General features: G+C 72.2%; 15 protein-coding genes. 5 read left to right on the forward strand and 10 right to left on the reverse strand.

All coding sequences use genetic code 11. The annotated features are described in order from the left end of the window. Positions 1 to 13: 13 nt before the first annotated feature. From AC07CM_RS13445 to AC07CM_RS13455, 3 genes are all read right to left on the reverse strand, one after another. Positions 14 to 1,000: a glycosyltransferase family 2 protein gene (locus AC07CM_RS13445; RefSeq protein WP_478876515.1), complete on the reverse strand. Its 987-nt coding sequence runs from the start codon at positions 998 to 1,000 to the stop codon at positions 14 to 16. After that, entirely contained in the window at positions 997 to 1,818 is an 822-nt protein-coding gene (locus AC07CM_RS13450) for a glycosyltransferase family 2 protein (RefSeq protein WP_478876516.1), read from the reverse strand. Before AC07CM_RS13450 ends, AC07CM_RS13445 begins: the two co-directional genes overlap by 4 nt. A gap of 389 nt (positions 1,819 to 2,207) precedes the next feature. After that, positions 2,208 to 2,642: a hypothetical protein gene (locus AC07CM_RS13455; RefSeq protein ID WP_478876517.1), complete on the reverse strand. Its 435-nt coding sequence runs from the start codon at positions 2,640 to 2,642 to the stop codon at positions 2,208 to 2,210. A gap of 301 nt (positions 2,643 to 2,943) precedes the next feature. On the opposite strand from AC07CM_RS13455, the gene AC07CM_RS13460 reads away from it, so the two are divergent. Further along, on the forward strand, positions 2,944 to 3,750 hold the full coding sequence (locus AC07CM_RS13460; protein ID WP_478876518.1) for an SGNH/GDSL hydrolase family protein: 807 nt from the start codon (positions 2,944 to 2,946) through the stop codon (positions 3,748 to 3,750). A 60-nt stretch (positions 3,751 to 3,810) separates the two neighbouring features. On the opposite strand, the gene AC07CM_RS13465 is transcribed toward AC07CM_RS13460, so the two are convergent. The 4 genes from AC07CM_RS13465 to AC07CM_RS13480 form a co-directional block, all read right to left on the reverse strand. Further along, entirely contained in the window at positions 3,811 to 5,430 is a 1,620-nt protein-coding gene (locus tag AC07CM_RS13465) for a serine/threonine-protein kinase (protein ID WP_478876519.1), read from the reverse strand. Between the two features lie 27 nt (positions 5,431 to 5,457). Next, positions 5,458 to 7,074 carry an urease accessory protein UreH domain-containing protein gene (locus AC07CM_RS13470; protein ID WP_478876520.1) on the reverse strand — a complete coding sequence of 539 codons (1,617 nt, stop codon included), beginning with the start codon at positions 7,072 to 7,074 and terminating at the stop codon, positions 5,458 to 5,460. Continuing rightward, a complete protein-coding gene (locus AC07CM_RS13475; RefSeq protein WP_478876521.1) occupies positions 7,071 to 8,981 on the reverse strand; it encodes a tetratricopeptide repeat protein in 1,911 nt (636 codons plus the stop codon). Before AC07CM_RS13475 ends, AC07CM_RS13470 begins: the two co-directional genes overlap by 4 nt. A 105-nt stretch (positions 8,982 to 9,086) precedes the next feature. After that, on the reverse strand, positions 9,087 to 10,628 hold the full coding sequence (locus AC07CM_RS13480) for a DUF4331 domain-containing protein (RefSeq protein WP_478876522.1): 1,542 nt from the start codon (positions 10,626 to 10,628) through the stop codon (positions 9,087 to 9,089). A 208-nt stretch (positions 10,629 to 10,836) separates the two neighbouring features. On the opposite strand from AC07CM_RS13480, the gene AC07CM_RS13485 reads away from it, so the two are divergent. The 3 genes from AC07CM_RS13485 to AC07CM_RS13495 all read left to right on the forward strand — a co-directional run bounded on the left by AC07CM_RS13485 (position 10,837) and on the right by AC07CM_RS13495 (position 12,590). Beyond that, positions 10,837 to 11,379: a sigma-70 family RNA polymerase sigma factor gene (locus AC07CM_RS13485; RefSeq protein ID WP_478876523.1), complete on the forward strand. Its 543-nt coding sequence runs from the start codon at positions 10,837 to 10,839 to the stop codon at positions 11,377 to 11,379. Next, on the forward strand, positions 11,376 to 12,194 hold the full coding sequence (locus AC07CM_RS13490; protein ID WP_478876524.1) for an anti-sigma factor: 819 nt from the start codon (positions 11,376 to 11,378) through the stop codon (positions 12,192 to 12,194). The genes AC07CM_RS13485 and AC07CM_RS13490 overlap by 4 nt, the downstream gene beginning before the upstream one ends. Positions 12,195 to 12,320: 126 nt before the next feature. Next, positions 12,321 to 12,590: a hypothetical protein gene (locus AC07CM_RS13495; RefSeq protein WP_478876525.1), complete on the forward strand. Its 270-nt coding sequence runs from the start codon at positions 12,321 to 12,323 to the stop codon at positions 12,588 to 12,590. A 53-nt stretch (positions 12,591 to 12,643) separates the two neighbouring features. Here the strand turns inward: AC07CM_RS13495 and AC07CM_RS13500 are convergent, their stop codons facing one another. Further along, the gene (locus tag AC07CM_RS13500) at positions 12,644 to 13,840 is read right to left on the reverse strand and encodes a CaiB/BaiF CoA transferase family protein (protein WP_478876526.1); all 1,197 of its coding nucleotides are present in this window, start codon (positions 13,838 to 13,840) and stop codon (positions 12,644 to 12,646) included. A 170-nt stretch (positions 13,841 to 14,010) separates the two neighbouring features. On the opposite strand from AC07CM_RS13500, the gene AC07CM_RS13505 reads away from it, so the two are divergent. Beyond that, positions 14,011 to 14,619 carry a hypothetical protein gene (locus AC07CM_RS13505; RefSeq protein ID WP_478876738.1) on the forward strand — a complete coding sequence of 203 codons (609 nt, stop codon included), beginning with the start codon at positions 14,011 to 14,013 and terminating at the stop codon, positions 14,617 to 14,619. Here AC07CM_RS13505 and AC07CM_RS13510 read toward each other — a convergent pair. Together AC07CM_RS13510 and AC07CM_RS13515 are read right to left on the reverse strand one after the other, a co-directional pair. Further along, positions 14,501 to 15,652, reverse strand: coding sequence for a type ISP restriction/modification enzyme (locus tag AC07CM_RS13510; RefSeq protein WP_478876527.1), 1,152 nt, complete (start codon positions 15,650 to 15,652; stop codon positions 14,501 to 14,503). The genes AC07CM_RS13505 and AC07CM_RS13510 overlap by 119 nt on opposite strands. Positions 15,653 to 15,678: 26 nt before the next feature. Continuing rightward, on the reverse strand, positions 15,679 to 16,428 hold the full coding sequence (locus AC07CM_RS13515; protein WP_478876528.1) for a GntR family transcriptional regulator: 750 nt from the start codon (positions 16,426 to 16,428) through the stop codon (positions 15,679 to 15,681). Positions 16,429 to 16,458: the final 30 nt, after the last annotated feature.

Here is a 16,458-nt window from a genome sequence, read left to right on the forward strand (position 1 = left end):
ACGCCCGCACGGCTCATGGGCGTTCCCCTTCGATCCGTACGACGGAGAACGCCGACCCGCCCCGCCGTGCCCGCACACTGCCCACCACGTAACCGCCCGCGGCCGTCAGCACGCCCGCGACGATCGCGCCCGCGCGGCCCGCGCCGCCCGGCCGGGCGAGCAGCGCGTCACGCACACCCCGGGCTACCCCGGCGGGCAGTACCCGGGTGGTGTAACGGCGTTCGGACTCCAGCCCCTTGCCGGCGCCGACGCTCCTCGCCACCAGGGCCTTCGACAGGCCCTCGGCGTAGGTGCGGGTGCGGAAGTAGGCGAAGTGCTCACGCGGCCCGGGCACCCGGTGGTGGATGACCGCGCGGTCGTCGATGAGCAGTACGGCGTCGGGGCGGGCCCGGGTGAGGCGGATGCACAGTTCCGTCTCCTCGCAGCCCAGCGGTCGCCGGTCGCCGTCCCGGCCGATGCCGGTGGCGAAACCTCCCGCCGCCTCGAACGCCGTCCGCCGGAACGAAGCGTTTCCGCCGAGGACGTTACGGACCCGGACGCGGCCCGGCGGCAGCCCCCGGTAGGTGCAGCCCACCACCCAGTCGAACTCCTCGGGGAACCAGGCCGGACGCCGGCCCGACGCCCACACCGGGACCGTACGGCCGCCGACCGCCATCACGCGCGGGTCGGCGTACCCCTCGGCGAAGCGGCACAGCCAGTCCCGTTCGGCCACGGCGTCGTCGTCCAGGAAGGCGATCACCTCGCCGCGGGAGGCGGCGATACCGGTGTTGCGGCCTGCCGACAGACCGCGCGGACCCCGGTTGGCCAGCACCCGCACGTCGGCGGCCTGCTCGTGCTCCCGGGCCAGCCGCTCCAGCAGGGCGGCGTTGTGGTCCACGACCAGGAGCGTCTCCAGCGCCGGATACGACTGCGCGCGCACCGAGGAGACCGCCGCGAGGATGTCCTCCCAGCGGTCCTCGGTGTACACGCAGATCACGACGGAGATGCCGGGATCTCTCAAGACACCTCTCCCCGGACCGAGTCGAGCAGCGGGGAGTGGTGTTCCTGGCGGCGCAGCTCCCGCCGGTTGGAGCGTTCCTTGAGGATGACCTTCAGCACCCGCAACCCGTCCCGCACGGCCCGCAGGTTGCTCGTGCCGTGGATGCGGAGGTACTCGTGGCTGGGGATCTCCTGCACCTTCAGCCCCGCCTTGACCACTCTGATGTTCATCAGCGTCTCGACCTCGAAGCCGGTGCAGTCGAGGTCGATCTTGTCGAGGCAGTGCCGCCAGAACGCGTTGTATCCGTAGCAGAGGTCGGTGTAGCGGGCGCCGAACTTGCGGTTGACGACGGTGCACAGCGCCCAGTTGCCGAGTTTGCGGATGAAGGTCATGTCGTCGGTGCCGCCGCCGTTGGCGAAGCGGGAGCCCTTTGCGAAGTCGGCGCCCGAGACGAGCGCGGAGACGTACGACACGATCTCGTTGCCGTCGGCCGAGCCGTCCGCGTCGACCATCACGATGATGTCGCCGCTGCACGCCTCGAACCCGGTGATCAGGGCATCCCCCTTGCCCTTGCCCCGCTGTTCGACGACCTTCACCGCCGGCCACAGCGAACGGGCCACCTCGACGGTGTCGTCGGTGGAATTGCCGTCCACAAGAACGACTTCCTGTATCCAGTCCGGAAGGGTCTTGAAGACGTAGGGCAGATTCTCCGCCTCATTCATGGCGGGAATCACCACGCTCACCGGCGGAGTGATCGCCAGGTGAGAGGAGATGGGCCGGTAGTGGGTGGCCATTAACGGATCCTGGCCCGAACTGGGCGGATGCAGGACGGAACTCATGAGTGTGGTCCCTCTCGTCCGGTGGACCGCCCGCCCCTGGGCGGCCCGGCTCTGTGTCCGGTTCGAAAGGGGGGTTCTCATCTTCGGCACGGCGAATTGATCTCCGTGCACGCTGACGAGCTGGCAAAGCTGGCCGGCCCACCGGAAAAGAACGGCAGCCGGTCGCGCGGCACGACTCGGTCACAAGTGCGGTCACCGAGCACGGCACCCCCCTACCGCGCCCCGCGCCGGTACGTCACGGCCCTGAGCCCTCCCCTGAACCGTGTGCTGACGGACCGATGCGGGTGAGATGTATGACGGTATTGACGATTGAAGCAGAATGGCAAGACCTGGAACGAGGCCTCACGTTTTTGTTGGTTTGGCCGTTACACAACTTTGGCCTGCGTTGGTCACTCTTGCGGGTGTTTTATCGAACTGAATTTCCTCCGGGTGAGGACGGCCAGGAGCAGCAGCAGGCTGAGCGCGGTCACCGCGACGACCCCACCCCGGACCGACCAGCGGTGCACGGCCAACATGCCTTGGGCAACCAGCATGTTCAGTACGACGGCACCCGCAAGCGCGCTGAGCGCCCGGCCGAACGGATCCAGCCCGCGCAGCGCCGCCCCGATCCCCGTGGCCGGCGCCGCGACCAGGAAGAACAGCGTGCACGGACCGCGCAGCGGGGTCCCGGCGTCGGTGAGCGCGAGCAGTGCGCCGACCGCGCCGACGGCCGTGGCCGCCCCCGCGAGCAGCGGCGACAGGTCCCTCCCCGGTCCTGCCCCGGCCTGCTCGGTGGTGCCCTCGTTGCCGCCTGTTGAAGGTGTCTTGATGCCTAACGTCTGCATTGGCGACTTTGCCCCCCGACGCGCCGGATGCCGGGCTTCAATGTCGCGCAGGCCGGGCGGGCCGTCAAGATGACATCCCTCTTTAAACATGTGTTCGCCAGGGGCTTCCGAGGCGTCCGGGAGGCGAGTGCCCAGAGTTGACGTTCTGTCAATAGACCTGGCATGCACACGTAATAGTCGTATCGGTGAACATCCTCGATCGATCTCGTTGAGAACCGAAAAGTCTTGGCATGGACACTTCCCGTCAACACGCGTAGTTGCTACGACAGTTGTGGCAGAGATCCTGCTAAAGGGAGGTTCCATGAGACGTTCCCGACTTACCGGATTCGTTACCTCGCTCCTCCTCGCCACCGGCCTCACCCTCACCGGGGCCGCCGCCGCGCAGGCCTCCTCGGCTGCCGCGACGGGCGGCTATGTGGCACTCGGCGACTCCTACTCCTCCGGAGTGGGAGCGGGCAGCTACATCAGCTCCAGCGGCAGCTGCGACCGCAGCACCAAGGCGTACCCGTACCTGTGGAACGCCGCGCACGGCCCGTCCTCGTTCGCCTTCAACGCCTGCTCGGGCGCCAAGACGGACGACGTCCTGGCCGGCCAGCTCGGTTCGCTCAACTCCTCGACCGGCCTGGTGTCCATCACCATCGGCGGCAACGACGCCGGTTTCGCCGACGTCATGACGACCTGTGTCACCAGCTCCGACAGCACCTGCCTGGCCAAGATCAACGCCGCCAAGGCGTACGTCGACTCGACGCTCCCCGGCAAACTCGACGCCGTCTACAACGCGATCAGCGCCAAAGCCCCGTCAGCCCGGGTGGTCGTGCTCGGCTACCCCCGCTTCTACAAGCTCGGGCAGACCTGCATCGGGCTCTCCGAGTCCAAGCGGTCCGCGATCAACGGCGCGGCCGATTACCTGGACAACGCCATCCAGAAGCGCGCCCTGGACCACAACTTCGTCTTCGGCGACGTGCGTACCACCTTCACGGGCCACGAGATCTGCTCCGGCGACTCCTGGCTGCACAGCGTCAACTGGCTCGACATCGGCGAGTCGTACCACCCCACCGCGGCCGGCCAGTCCGGCGGCTATCTGCCGGTCTTCACCAGCGCGGCCTGAGCCGTACGGGCGAGTCCGTCAACGCGAGACCTTCCAGGGCCGACCCGTCAGGGTGAAGTCTCAGGGTGAGCCCGAAGGGGAAGCGGAGGCCCCGTCCGACGGGGTCTCCGTCGGCGTCGTCGCGCACGTCACCGAGAACGGCACCGCGTTCGACGTCGTCCGCACCGGACCGCGCACCTCCACGCTGATCTCGTTCTCGATCGCCCCGCTCTCGGAGTAGGCGGTCACGACCACCTGGACCTGCTTGGTCCGCCCACCGTCCGACGGGAACGACAGCGTCTTCCACTCCGGGTCGGAGACCGACCCGTGTGCGAGCACCCACCGGTACTCCACCTGCGCGGGCAGCCGTCCCACCGTGAACGTCGCCGTGAACGTGGGCGCCTGCGCGGTCGGCGGCGGGCAGGTTCCGTCGTACGCCGTGTGCGCTCCCGTCAGGGTGACCCGCACGGACTGGACCGGCCGGCTGCTCGCCGTACCGCTGCTCCGCGCGGGCGACGGCGCCCCGGAGCCGGAGCCGGAGTCGGTGCTCGGGGAGGGGGAGTGCGTGACTCCACCGGCCCTGCTGGTGTGCGCGCCGGCGTTCCCGTCGCCGCCGCCGTGGTCGTGGTCGAGCAGCGCGTACGTCAGTCCCGCCACCGCCAGGACGACCGCCAGGAGACCGGCCACCAGCACCGCACCGGCGCGCCGTCCGCGCTCCGGCTCCGCGACCGTGGTCCGCGGCTCCGGATACCCGGTGGGCAGCGGCATCGGCGGTGTGGGAGCGGGCCGTTGCGGCTGGGCCGAGACCGTCGTCGGGGCGTACGGCGGGACCGGCGTCGCCTCCGTGCGGGGAGCCCCGCCCGCCGCGACGAGCCGCAGGTCCCGCTCCGCCCGCTCGGCGGACAGCCGCTCGGCGGGATCCTTGCGCAGCAGTCCCTCGATGACGGGAGCGAGCGGCCCGGCCCGGTGCGGCGGGGGCAGCGCCTCGTCCACCACCGCACGCAGGGTGCTCAGCGGAGTGTCCTGCCGGAACGGGGAGTTGCCCTCCACGGCCGCGTACAGCAGCACGCCCAGCGACCACAGGTCGGACTCCGGTCCGGGGGTGCGCCCCAACGCCCGCTCGGGGGCGAGGAACTCGGGCGATCCGATGACCTCTCCGGTCATGGTCAGCGCCGAGCTGCCCTCGACCGTGGCGATGCCGAAGTCGGTGAGGACCACTCGGCCGTCGTTGGCGAGCAGCACGTTGGCCGGCTTCACGTCCCGGTGCAGCACCCCGGCGGCGTGCGCGGCGCGCAGCGCGGCCAGCACCTCGGCACCGATGTGCGCGGCCCGCTGCGGGGTGAGCGGGCCCTCGGCCTCCAACTGGTCGGCCAGGGACAGTCCGTGGACCAGCTCCATCACGATCCACGGGCGGCCGCCCTCCATCGCCACGTCGTACACAGTGACCACGTTGCGGTTCGCGACCCGGGCCGCCGCCCACGCCTCGCGCTCCAGGCGCGCGTACATCCGCTCCACGTCCGAGACGGCCAGCCCGGCCGGGGCCCGTACCTCCTTGACGGCCACCTCGCGGTGCAGCACCTCGTCACGGGCGCGCCACACCGTGCCCATGCCGCCCTCGCCGAGCGGGGACAGCAGACGGTAGCGCCCCGCGATCACACGGTCGCGGCCCGGCTCTTCGGACACGGGCTCCCCCCACGGCATCTGACGTGAATTCTCCACAAAAGTAGCTCAGCCGAGCGCGGATGCGGCCCCCTTGAGCACCAATCCGGCACCCAGGGCGACCACGACCAACGCGGACGTGAGCGGCAGGGTCCGGCGCACCAGGGCGGCCACGGGGTGCGTGGTCCAGCGCGGGCGCCGCTCCAGTGCCCGGTCGATCCCCGAGCCGAGCCTGACGACCGCGAACCCGGCCGCCGTGAGGGTCAGCGCGAGACCGGCGCCGTAGGCCACGACGAGCAGGAGTCCGAACCAGGCCTTCCCGAGTGCGGCGGCACCTACCAGCACGACGACCGCGGAGGGACTGGGCACCAGACCCCCGGCGAACCCGAGCAGGATCGTGCCGCGGAGGGTGGGGGCGGTGGGGTGGGTGTGGGTGTGGCCGCCATGGGTGTGTTCGAGGGCGTGGGGGTGGTGCCCGTGATGGTGATGGTGATGGCGGTCGTGGTCGTGGTCGTGCGTGTGGTGGTCGTGGTCGTGTTCGTGGTGATGAGGGACGTGGTGGTCGTGGTGGGCCGCTCCGTGGTGGGCGCCCACGGCGACCGGCTGACGCTGCTGCACCTCCGCGTGGGCATGGACGTGGGTGTGTCCGTGCGCGCGGTTGCGCCAGGCACGTCGTACGAGGTTCGCGCCGGCCACGAGCACCAGGGCGCCGCTGGCGATGCCCAGCCAGGCGATCACCGAGGGCGTCGCGGCGGAACCGGCCGTGACGAGCAGGCCCAGGGCGACCACGCCGAGCGTGTGGGTCACCGTGACCGAGGCGGCCAGGGGCAGCACGTCCCGCAGCCGGGCCCGGCCCCCGCGTGCGGCCGCCGTCGCGGCCATCAGGGTCTTGCCGTGGCCGGGCGCGAGGGCGTGCATCGCGCCGAGCACGACGGCGATGAGCAGGGCCAGCACGGCGAAGCCCAAGGTGAGGTCGTGGCGCGCCACCAGGTCGTCCAGGGCGCGGGTCCAGCGGTCGGCGCCCCGGGGCAGCACGGAGGCGCCCGGTGCGTCCTGCCGCTCCTCGGCGAGGGCCGGCCCGCCGGGCCGCACCCGCAGGGCGGCACGGGCGGTGTCGGCGGGGGAGGACAGCAAGTCCTTCGGGTAGGCGGTGAGTTCGTGCGAGACCGACTTCTTCGGCACGTCCGTCGCGGTGAGCGTCATCCGGTCGCCGCGGGCGGTGATCTCCCGCCAGCCGGGCCCGCTGGTGGCGCCCGCGCTGTGGAAGCCGAGAGTGACGGACTTCCCCCGGGGGAGTGCCGCGGTGAACCGGCACTCCACGCGCAGGGTGTTCAGGCCGGCCTGACCGGGCCGCAGGCCGGCGTGGGCGGAGCCCGGTGTCAGCGCGGCCGGGTGCCCCCCGACGGTGAGCTTGCTGCCCCGGGCGGCCTCGGCGCAGCGCCGCTCGGCCCATGTGGCCAGGCCCAGCCGCTGGATGTCGGGCTTGGCCTGGGTGGCCGGGATCTCGGCGAGGTCCTCCACATGGTCGACCCGGAGTTGTCCGGGGGCGGCGACGAGACCGTCGTAGCGGTTGACGGTGAAGTTGCCGAGAGGGTGCGCGCTCGCGGCCGTGGCCGGGGTGAGCACGAGGGCGCAGGCGGCGGTGAGGACGGCAGCGCCGCAGGCCAGTGGGCGGCGGAGGTTCACTTGGCGGCCTCCAGCGCCTTGCGGGCCTCGGCCGCGCCCAGCGGAGAGAAGCCCGGGTTCAGCTTCAGGGCCGCCTTCAGGGAGGCGCGGCCGTCCCCGGTGTGGCCCGTGGCGATCTCGATCATGCCGCGGTGGTACAGGAAGGCGGCGTTGCGGTAGCCGGTCGCCGTGGCTCGGCGGGCGTACGGAAGGGCCTCCGCGTCACGGCCGTTGACGTGCAGCGACCAGGCGAGGGCGTCCGCGGTGTGCACGGTGTGGCGGCGGCCCCATTCGGCGCGGGCCGCGCGCAGGGCGGACGCCTTGTCGCCGTGGTCGGCGGCGGCCAGCGCGGTGTCGAGGTCGGCGTTGACGCCGTTGGCGCGGGCGAGGGCGATCCAGGCGTCCACCAGTGCGTACTGCTCGCGCGCCCTGGCCCGGTCGCCGGCCGCGCCGCGGGCCTCGTACAGCTCGCCGAGTTCGACCAGCGGTCCGGGCAGCGGATAGCGGGAGACCACGGTCTCGAGGCCCTTGATCGCCTCGTCCCGCCGGCCGCCGGCCGCCTGCGCTCGGGCCCGGCCCTCCAGCGCGGGGAGGTAGTTCTCGTCGGCGGCCAGGGCCCGGGCGTAGTAGGTGAGCGCGGTGGCGTGGTCGCCCTGGGTCCAGGCGAGTTGGCCGAGCTGTGCGGCCACGTAGGCCGCGTCCCCCGGGGAGGTGGCGGCGGCGAGGGCCTGCTTGAGCACGCGCCGGGCGGTCGTCACGTCGCCGCGCAGTTCGTGCACGTACGCGTACCGGGTGAAGACCGGCACGCCCGGCTTGCGCGCGTCGGCGGTCCAGGCGGCCCGGGACGCCTCCGCGTACCGGCCGAGTTCGACCAGGGCGTCGATGCGTGAGGAGAGGGCCCGCTCGCTGTACGGGTTCTGCTTCAGGGTCTGGTCCGCGTAGGCCAGGGCGTCCTTGAAGTCGTGCCGGGCGGCGGCGAGGGCGGCCCGCCCGGCCAGTGCCTGGTCGTTGCCGGGCGCGAGCGCCAGGGACCGCTGCAACGCCCTTTCGGCCTGCGGGTACCGGGCCGGGTCACCCTTGGTCCGCGCCTGCTCGACGTAGGCCAGACCGAGGGTGGCCCAGCCGTCGAAGTCCTTGGGCTGGGATCGCAGATGGGACTGCAGGGCGGCGATGCTCGCGTCCAGGTCGCCGCTGCCCAGCACCCCCGGGTCGACGGCGCTGGAGGCAGCCACGGCCACGGGGGCCCGGTCCCGCGCGGCCCCGACGGCGATCGCTCCGCCGGTGAGGGCGACCGCCAGCAGGGCCGCACAGCCGATGAGCCGCGCACCTCGCAGGCGCCGGCCGGCGGCGGCGACCCGCCGGACGGCGGCGACCCGCTCGTCACCGCCGGGGGCGGCACCGGGCTCCGCGTGAGGAGTGTCCGCCTGGTCCGGCGCTTCGGACTCGGATACGGCCGGAGCGGCGTCCTGGGCGGTGAGCCCGGTCACGGAATCCGCGGATGCCGGGGGAGCGGCCGTTGTCGTCTCCGGCGTGGGGGGCACCGGCGGCTGAGACGCGGTCGCGGAGATCACCGGTGCGGCAGCCGGGGGGATCCGTTCCATGTTCTCGGCGTTCTCGGCGTTCGCGGCGTTCTCGGCCGTGGAAGTCGTCGGCGGGTGAGGCGTCGCAGCGGTCCTCTCCGCCGTCGCCGTGGCGGTCGTGGGCTCGACGGCACGGGGCGCCGGCGGGTGGGGTGCTGTCGTGGGCGTCTCCGCCGTGGCCGTGGCCGTCGTGGGCTCGGGGGTGGAGGTCGCCGGCGGGTGAGGGGTGTCCGCGGGGGCCTTCGGCGGTGGGGCCGGGGCCGTCGTCGCCGTGGTGCCCCGGGCGGCGGCACCGCCCGTGCTCGTCCTCCGCTCGCCGGGCTCGTCGTCGTTCGTGCGCGCGGACATGCCTCTCCTCGGTCGCCTGATGCGGTCGCCTGATGTGGTCGAAGGAAATGGCGCGGCCCGCCGTGGGGGAGGGGAAAACGGGCCGCGCCGGTCGGTGGGTGCGGATCAGTACGGACGCTGCATCCGGCGGCGCCACCAGGCGAGGGCGGTGCCGATCAGCAGGATCCCGGCCGCGCCCGAGGCCGCCGAGGCGGCGATCAGGACCGTGTCGCCCGAGCCGCCCGCGGAGGAGCCGGCCGGCTGCAGCGCGTCGCCGAGCTGGCTGCGCACGTCCGCGCCCTTGGTCGTGCCCTTGGCGAGCGCTCCTCGCGAACCCGAGGTGGGTTCGGCGACGTACGGGAAGTACTTCTCGAACTTCTTGTCGTTCTTGTCCACCGCGTCGCCCAGGTCGTTCTTGGAGCCGACGAGTTCGCCCTCCACGACCTGCAGCGCCTCGTCCACCACGTCGTCGGTGAGCCGGCGGCCGTTCGGGAAGCCCGCGTTGTCACCGTCCAGGACGCCGAGACGCTTGGGATGCATGCTCGGCTTGATCGAGGTGTTCAGCCGCAGCTCCTCCGAAGGCTTCACGTTCGGAGGCTGGTTGAGGCCCTTGACGCCCTTGAGGAAGACGTCGACGAGGTCGTTGCGCGGCTCGGCGGGCGCCTTGATCTTGTAGATGGACTCGATGAGCTTCGGCAGCTCGGGGTTGGTGACGTTCTTCAGGAACTGCCCGTCGTACCAGGGCTGGGACGCGTTGAACTTGTCCTTGTCCTTCTGCGGGTTGACGACCTCGTTGACCAGCGGGTTGCCGAGCCGGGAGACCTGCGAGTAGTAGCCCTGCGCGTTACGGCGCTGGGTGGTCGACCAGAGGCCGACGACCGGCTGCTTCGACGACTCGCGAATCAGGTCGTTGGGGACCTGCAGGGCGATCGTGTTGACGTTGTAGCCCTTGAGCGTGTCCCGGCCGACCTCGGTGAGGTTGCCGCCGTACAGCAGGTCGAAGACCCGAAGGTCCAGGAAGAACGGGTCGTCGGCCTGGCCGGCGAAGGTCGCGGCACCGCCCGCCGTCTTGTACACGGCCTGGGCACGCAGCTTGCCGTAGTCCGGCATGGACGCCTTGCCCACGTTCGACGGTGCGACCGGTACGTCGTCCGCGAGCTTCGTCTTCGACACCACGTGCTGGTTCTTCAGCCGGATCAGGTCGATGTCGTACGTCTGCGTGACGTTGAGGTCCGGGTCGTCCAGGCTGGTGACCGGACCGGTGTTGTAGAGGAAGGTGTTGCCGTTCTTGGTGTGTGTCTTGAAGGTGTAGCGGAACAGCAACTCGCCCTGCGCGTCACCGTTGTTGTCGATGTGGATGTCGTACTGGGCATCGTCCGCGAACGTGTAGAAGTTCGGGCCGCCCGCCGGCTCCTCGAACGGGATCCAGTTGGCCACGATCGTCGTGGTGTCGGGCTTGTCCGGGCTGGCGAACGCGTACAGGTCCGTGTTGTCGTACTGGGGGGTCCCCGAGATCAGCGGGGCCTCCCGGTGGGAGGAGGCGGAGGCCGCCCCGGGTTCCAGCGTGGCGACACCGGCGGCTGCGAGCCCTCCGGCGGCCAGCGCACCACAGATGAGCGAGACCAGGCCCTTGCGTCCCGAGCCGCTCCTGGAGAAGAGAGGTGTCATGCCGTCCGTCCTCAGTGCCAACTTGCCTTGACGGACGGGTATACGGAGCCGGCGAGCCGTTCGGATTGGTCCGGCGGAAAGATTTTTTTCGTCTTTCAGGACCCGCGTTTTCGGCCCCCCGATCCGTATCAACCGCCGGAGGTGTGCGCTCGTGCGGATGCGTGGAGTCAGAGGCAGGGCCGGCTGCGGCCACGGAAGGGGGACCGGGGTGGAGGCGGACGAGCTTCTGGTGCTCGTTGCGGGCGGAGACCAGAGGGCATTCGAGGATCTCTACGGACTGGTGTCGGGACCGGTGTTCGGACTCGTCCGGCGCATCGTGCGCGACCCCGCGCAGTCCGAGGAGGTGGCCCAGGAGGTGCTGCTCGAACTCTGGCGTTCCGCCGGCCGGTTCGACCCCCGGCGCGGCAGCGCCCTGTCCTGGATCCTCACCCTCGCCCACCGCCGCGCCGTCGACCGGGTGCGCAGCGCCCGCGCGGCCGGAGAACGCGAGCAGCGGGAGGCGCTGCGCGCCGGGGAACCCGCCTTCGACCACGTCAGCGAGGAGGTCGAGGCCGGTCTCGAACGCGAGTGGGTGCGCCGCTGCCTGAACCGGCTCACCGCACTGCAGCGCCAGTCGGTGACCCTCGCCTACTACGACGGCTACACGTACCGTGAGGTGGCCGAGCGGCTCTCGCTGCCGCTGGGCACGGTCAAGACGCGGATGCGCGACGGACTCGCCCGGCTGCGCGAGTGCCTGGGAGGTGCCGCATGAGCCTCTTCGGCCGTCTGCTGGGCCGCGAGGACCTGCACTCCCTCGCCGCGCCCTACGCGCTCGACGCCCTCGACCCGGGCGAGCGGCGCCGCTTCGAGAAGCACCTGGGGTCCTGCGACCGCTGCGCCGCCGAGGTCCGCGCCCTGACCGAGGACGCGGTCCGCCTCGCCTTCTCCGCCGCGGCCCCCGCACCGGCCGCCCTGCGCGACCGGGTCCTGGCCGCGGTCCGCACCACCCCGCAGGAGCAGGCCCCGGCTGCCGCACGGGAGCGCGCCCCCCAACTGCCGCCGCACGTCTGGGGTACCCAGCCGCCGCCCTCCCGCACCCGTACGCCCCGGGCGCGCCCCCTCTTCGTCCCGTTCGCCACGGCGACCGCCGCCGCGGCCCTCGTCGTCGCCTCCCTCTTCGCCGTCCAGGCGAACCGCACCCAGCACCGGCTCGACGCCGAGCGGGACCGGGCACGTGAGATCGCCCACGTTCTCGCCGCTCCCGACGCCCGCGCCGCGGGCAGCGAGGACGCCCGAGGCCGAAGTATCGGAGTGATCGCTTCCGTATCGGAGGGGCGGGCCGTCGTCACCCTCAGCGGGTACGGCACCCCGTCCGGCGGCCGCGTGCACCAGCTCTGGCTCATGCGCCCCCATGGGCAACCGCGCTCCCTGGGGCTCCTCGCGGGCGACACGCCCTTGGTCGCGAAGGGGCTCGACAAGTCCTCGGCGTCACTCGCCGTAACCGTCGAGCCTGACGGCGGCTCAGCTCGGCCGACCAGTCAGCCGGTTGTCCAACTCACCCTGAAACCGGTCGGATTCGGAGAGTAGTCAAAGTGGGATGGTCAACCTCCTTGCAGGGAAGGTGAATCCTGTGGCCGAGATACACGCGTGCCCCGGTGGGGCGATAGGGTTACCCTGCCCGGGCCGGGTGGACTCGTACGGGTGGGGAGTGACATGGAGCAGATAACAGTGCGCAGCAGGGCCAGGGTCCCTGCGATCACCTGCGGAAGCAGCGCGACCAGTTCGCGTCTCGACCGCCATCTGTCGGTGCTGGCGGGTCCCGCCATACCGCAGCGGGAGACGGTCGAGGCGACCTCGCTGATGCTTGAGCTGACGGCACGTGACTCCGCGCACAAGCGCAGCGACCGGGGTGCGCGGGTCCGCCGTGTCTCTCTCTTCGCACCGCTGCGTCGGCTGCGCCGCTCGCTGTTCGGCGGTCGCTGAGCGGTCACTGAGCGAACCGGCTCACCTCGGAAAGCCTCTTCGAGGACCCGCGCTCAGGCCACCACACCTTCCCTGCGCAACGCTGCGATCTCGTCGTCCGTCATCCCCACGGCATGCAGCAGTGCCCCGGTGTGCTGCCCGAGCGCGGGCACGTCGCCCATCCGTGCCTCGTCCCCGCCCGGCAGCGTGATGGGAGGCAGCAGCGCCCTCAGCGGCCCGACCGGCGACCCCACCTGACGCCACCGCTCCCGGGCCGTCAACTGCGGATGCTCCGCGAGCTCGTGCAGGTTCCGCAGCCGTGCGCAGGCGATGCCGGCCTTCTCCAGCCGGGCCAGCGCCTCGTCGGCGTCCAGCTTGCCCAGCGCGCCCGCGACCAGCTCGTCGGTCCGCTCCCGGTTCGCCACGCGCGCGGCATTGGTCGCGTACGCCGGGTTCGTCCCCAACTCCGGTCGGCCCATGACCTGTTCGGCCAGCCGCCGCCACTCCCGGTCGTTCTGCACCGACAGCAGCACCCGCCCGCCGTCCGCCGTCGCGTACGCGTCGTAGGGCGCAATGACGGCGTGCGCGAGGCCGGTGCGCGCCGGGGGCTCACCGCCGTGCATCGCGTGGTGCAGCGGATGGCCCATCCACTCGGCGAGGGCCTCCAGCATCGACACCTCCACCGGCCCGCCCCGCCCGGTCGTGCCGCGCCGCACCAGCGCGGCCAGTACACCGGAGAAGGCGTACATGGCCGCGGCGATGTCCGCCGCCGGGATCCCCGCCTTCACCGGCTGCCCGGGCGTCCCCGTCACCGAGACCAGACCGGCCTCGCACTGCACGAGCATGTCGTACGCCCGCTTGTCCGCGTACGGCCCCGAGCCGCCGTACCCGGAGATGTCCACGGCGATCAGCCGCGGGTGCGCCGCGCACAGCGTGGCCGCGTCCAGCCCCAGCCGGGCCGCCGCGCCGTGGGCGAGGTTCTGCACGAACACGTCCGCGTCCGCGATCAGTCGCCGTACGACGTCCAGTCCGCGCGGGTCCTTCAGGTCCAGGGCGACGGACTCCTTGCCGCGGTTGCACCACACGAAGTGCGAGGCGAGACCGCCTGCCGCGGTGTCGTAGCCGCGCGCGAAGTCGCCGCCGTCGACGCGCTCCACCTTGATGACCCGGGCCCCCAGGTCGGCGAGCTGCCGGGTCGCGAAGGGCGCGGACACGGCCTGTTCGACGGCGACGACGGTGATGCCCTCCAGGGGCAGGGGCAGATGATCCATGGGATGGATCATTGCCCGTGACCGGCGGGTTTGTCAGCAGCCGGTCACCGGGGAAGGGTGGACCCATGCTGGATCAGGAGCGCGCGAGGCGCCAACTCGGCTTGATCGCCCAGACCTTGGAGGAGGCTCGCGGGAACGGCGTCGCGCTGTGGCTGCGCGGCGGCTGGGCCATGGACTTCTTCCTCGGCGAGGTCACCCGGGACCACCGGGACATCGACTGGTTCGCCCGGGCGAAGGACGCGGCGGTCCTCGCCGGTGTCCTCGACCGGCTCGGCCACACGCCGGTGCCCGGTCCGCCGTCCGATCTCCAGCTCGACTTCGTGAAGGACGGGCTCGACAGCAGCTTCACCCTGCTGGGCCGGGACGCGCGGGGCCGGGTGACGTCGCGGGCGGCCGTGGACCGGGACTCCCTGGCCGGACGGACTGCTCTCCGGCGAGCCGGGCCGCATCGGCCCGCTGGAGGCGCCGATCGTCGGCCCCCGGGCCCAGATCGAGATCAAGCGCATGATGCCCGTGTGGGACCCCACCCGCCCCCGCCGCACGAAGGACGCCGAGGACATCGCCCGGCTCGAGACCGCCCTCCGGCGGGGGCGCCGGGCCCCGCCCTGGCCGGGCGGAAGGCGCCGTCGCGCCGAGCCGACCTGATCCGAGAGAAGGGCCCTAGAGCAGGGCGAACTGGCCCTCGGGTCCCTCCTCGTGGTGGTCCAGGACCGTCGCGGGGCGCCGGGACGCCGCCGGTGCGGGAAGGACGCCGGCCCGCCTCAGGTCGGCTGCCGTGATCGCTGACGTCGGCTGCGACTCGGCTCGCCGAGCCCTGAGTTCCCCGAGCAGTGCGAGCACGGTGATCAGCTCCAGCAGCTCCGACGTCCACGGCTGGGGCCAGGCCGTGGGCCGGATCGCGGCGAGGGTGCCGGGCTCGGCGGCCGCGGTGCGGGCCGCGAACCAGGCCTCCAGGACGCGGACCCCGGCCACCTCGTAGTCCCAGGCCTCCGGTGGCACGGGGGAGATGCGGCCCTCGTCGAGCTGGAGGGTCTCCTCGTCCCGGTCGTAGTGCAGGGTGAGCGGGCGGGTGGGCAGGGGCGCGCGGACGTAGGGGCGGCGGCCGCCCGGGAGCTTGGGGCGTTCGCCGTTGCGGCGCATCAGCCACAGCGTGCGGTGACCCGACTCGACGCCCCGGGACCAGACTTCGGCGTCCTCGGCGAGTGGCACGCTGAGGTCGGGGCGGACCGCCGCCAGGATCCAGGCCAGCACATCCGGTGCGGTGACGCGCACACCCAGGCGGGCCGACAGGAGGTCCGGCAGGCCCGGAGCCAGGTTCGGTTCCGCGCCCCCGGGACGGCGGTACAGCGGGCGGACGGGACCGGTGCGGAGGGTCGGGAGGAGCGAGGTCGCCAGCAGAGGGTGGTCGTCGGCCGTCTCCACCACGAACACCTGGTGCTCGTCCGCCACCCGCCACAGTTCCGGGCGGGCCGTGTCGATCAGTCGGTGGTCCGGGATCAGCCACTGCTCGTCGAAGGGCGCCGCGAGCACCCGTACCGGCTCCGCGCAGGGCCCCTCGGCCCGCGCCAGCCGCTCCGTGCCGCCGGACCGGCCGGGCAGCCGGCCGACGGCGGATTGCGGCGTGCGGGAGCGGGTGGGCTCGAACAGGGCCTCCCGGTCCGGCCCCTCGGCCTTCAGCAGGGCGTCCCAGCGGGCCTTCAGGCAGGCCGGATCGGGTGCCGTCGGCCAGGCGCGGCCCGGCCGCAGCGGTGCGACGGACCACGGCATGAGGTCCGCCAGCAGCGGAGCGTCGTCGTGCGTCACGCTGGGCATCGTAGAGCCTGTCGGTGAAGGCGGGATCAGGTGGCTTCCAGGGTCACCGTGAAGGAGAAGCGGTCGCCCCGGTAGTGGATGACCACGACGTCCAGCACCCGGCCCTGGGCGTCGTAGGTCACGCCCGTGTAGTGCAGGATCGGGCTGAGCAGCGGCACCTGGAGCAGCCGCGCCGTCTCCGGGTCGGCGAGCCTCGCCTCCACGGTGTCCGTGATGCGGCCGATGTCCGCCCCGACGACGTCCCGCAGCACCTTGGTCATCGGCCAGCGCACCAGATCCTCCCGGTCGATGCGCGCGGCCAGTTCGGGCCGGACGTGGTTGCGGGCGTGGTTGGTCGGCTCGCCGGTCTTCTCGTCGCTGCGCAGGCGGTGGTACGTCGCCACCTCCGGGAGGTCCGGGAAGTACTCGGCGAGTTCGCCGGTCACGGCCGCGCTGCCGTGGTCCAGCAGCTCGGTCGTCATCCCGGACTGCTGGGCCACGATCGCGTCCACCGAGCCCAGCAGCCGCACGGGGGCACCCCGTCGCACACCGGGCTCGATGAACGTGCCGCGCCGCCGGTGCCGGCTGATCAGCCCCTCGTCCTCCAGTTCCTTCAGCGCCTGCCGCATGGTCAGCACGCTGACCCCGTAGTGCCCGGCCAGCTGCTCCTCGGTGGGCAGGCGCAGCGGGTCCCGCGGCGAGCGGCCGAGTATCGAGGCGCGCAGGGACTGCGACACCTGGTACCACAGCGGCAGCTTGCGGTTCAGGACGATCGAATCGGGAGCGAAGGAGGTCACATGGCTATCCGTACCTGTTGAAGAACGTTC

The organism is Streptomyces sp. NPDC044061, assembly GCF_056434305.1.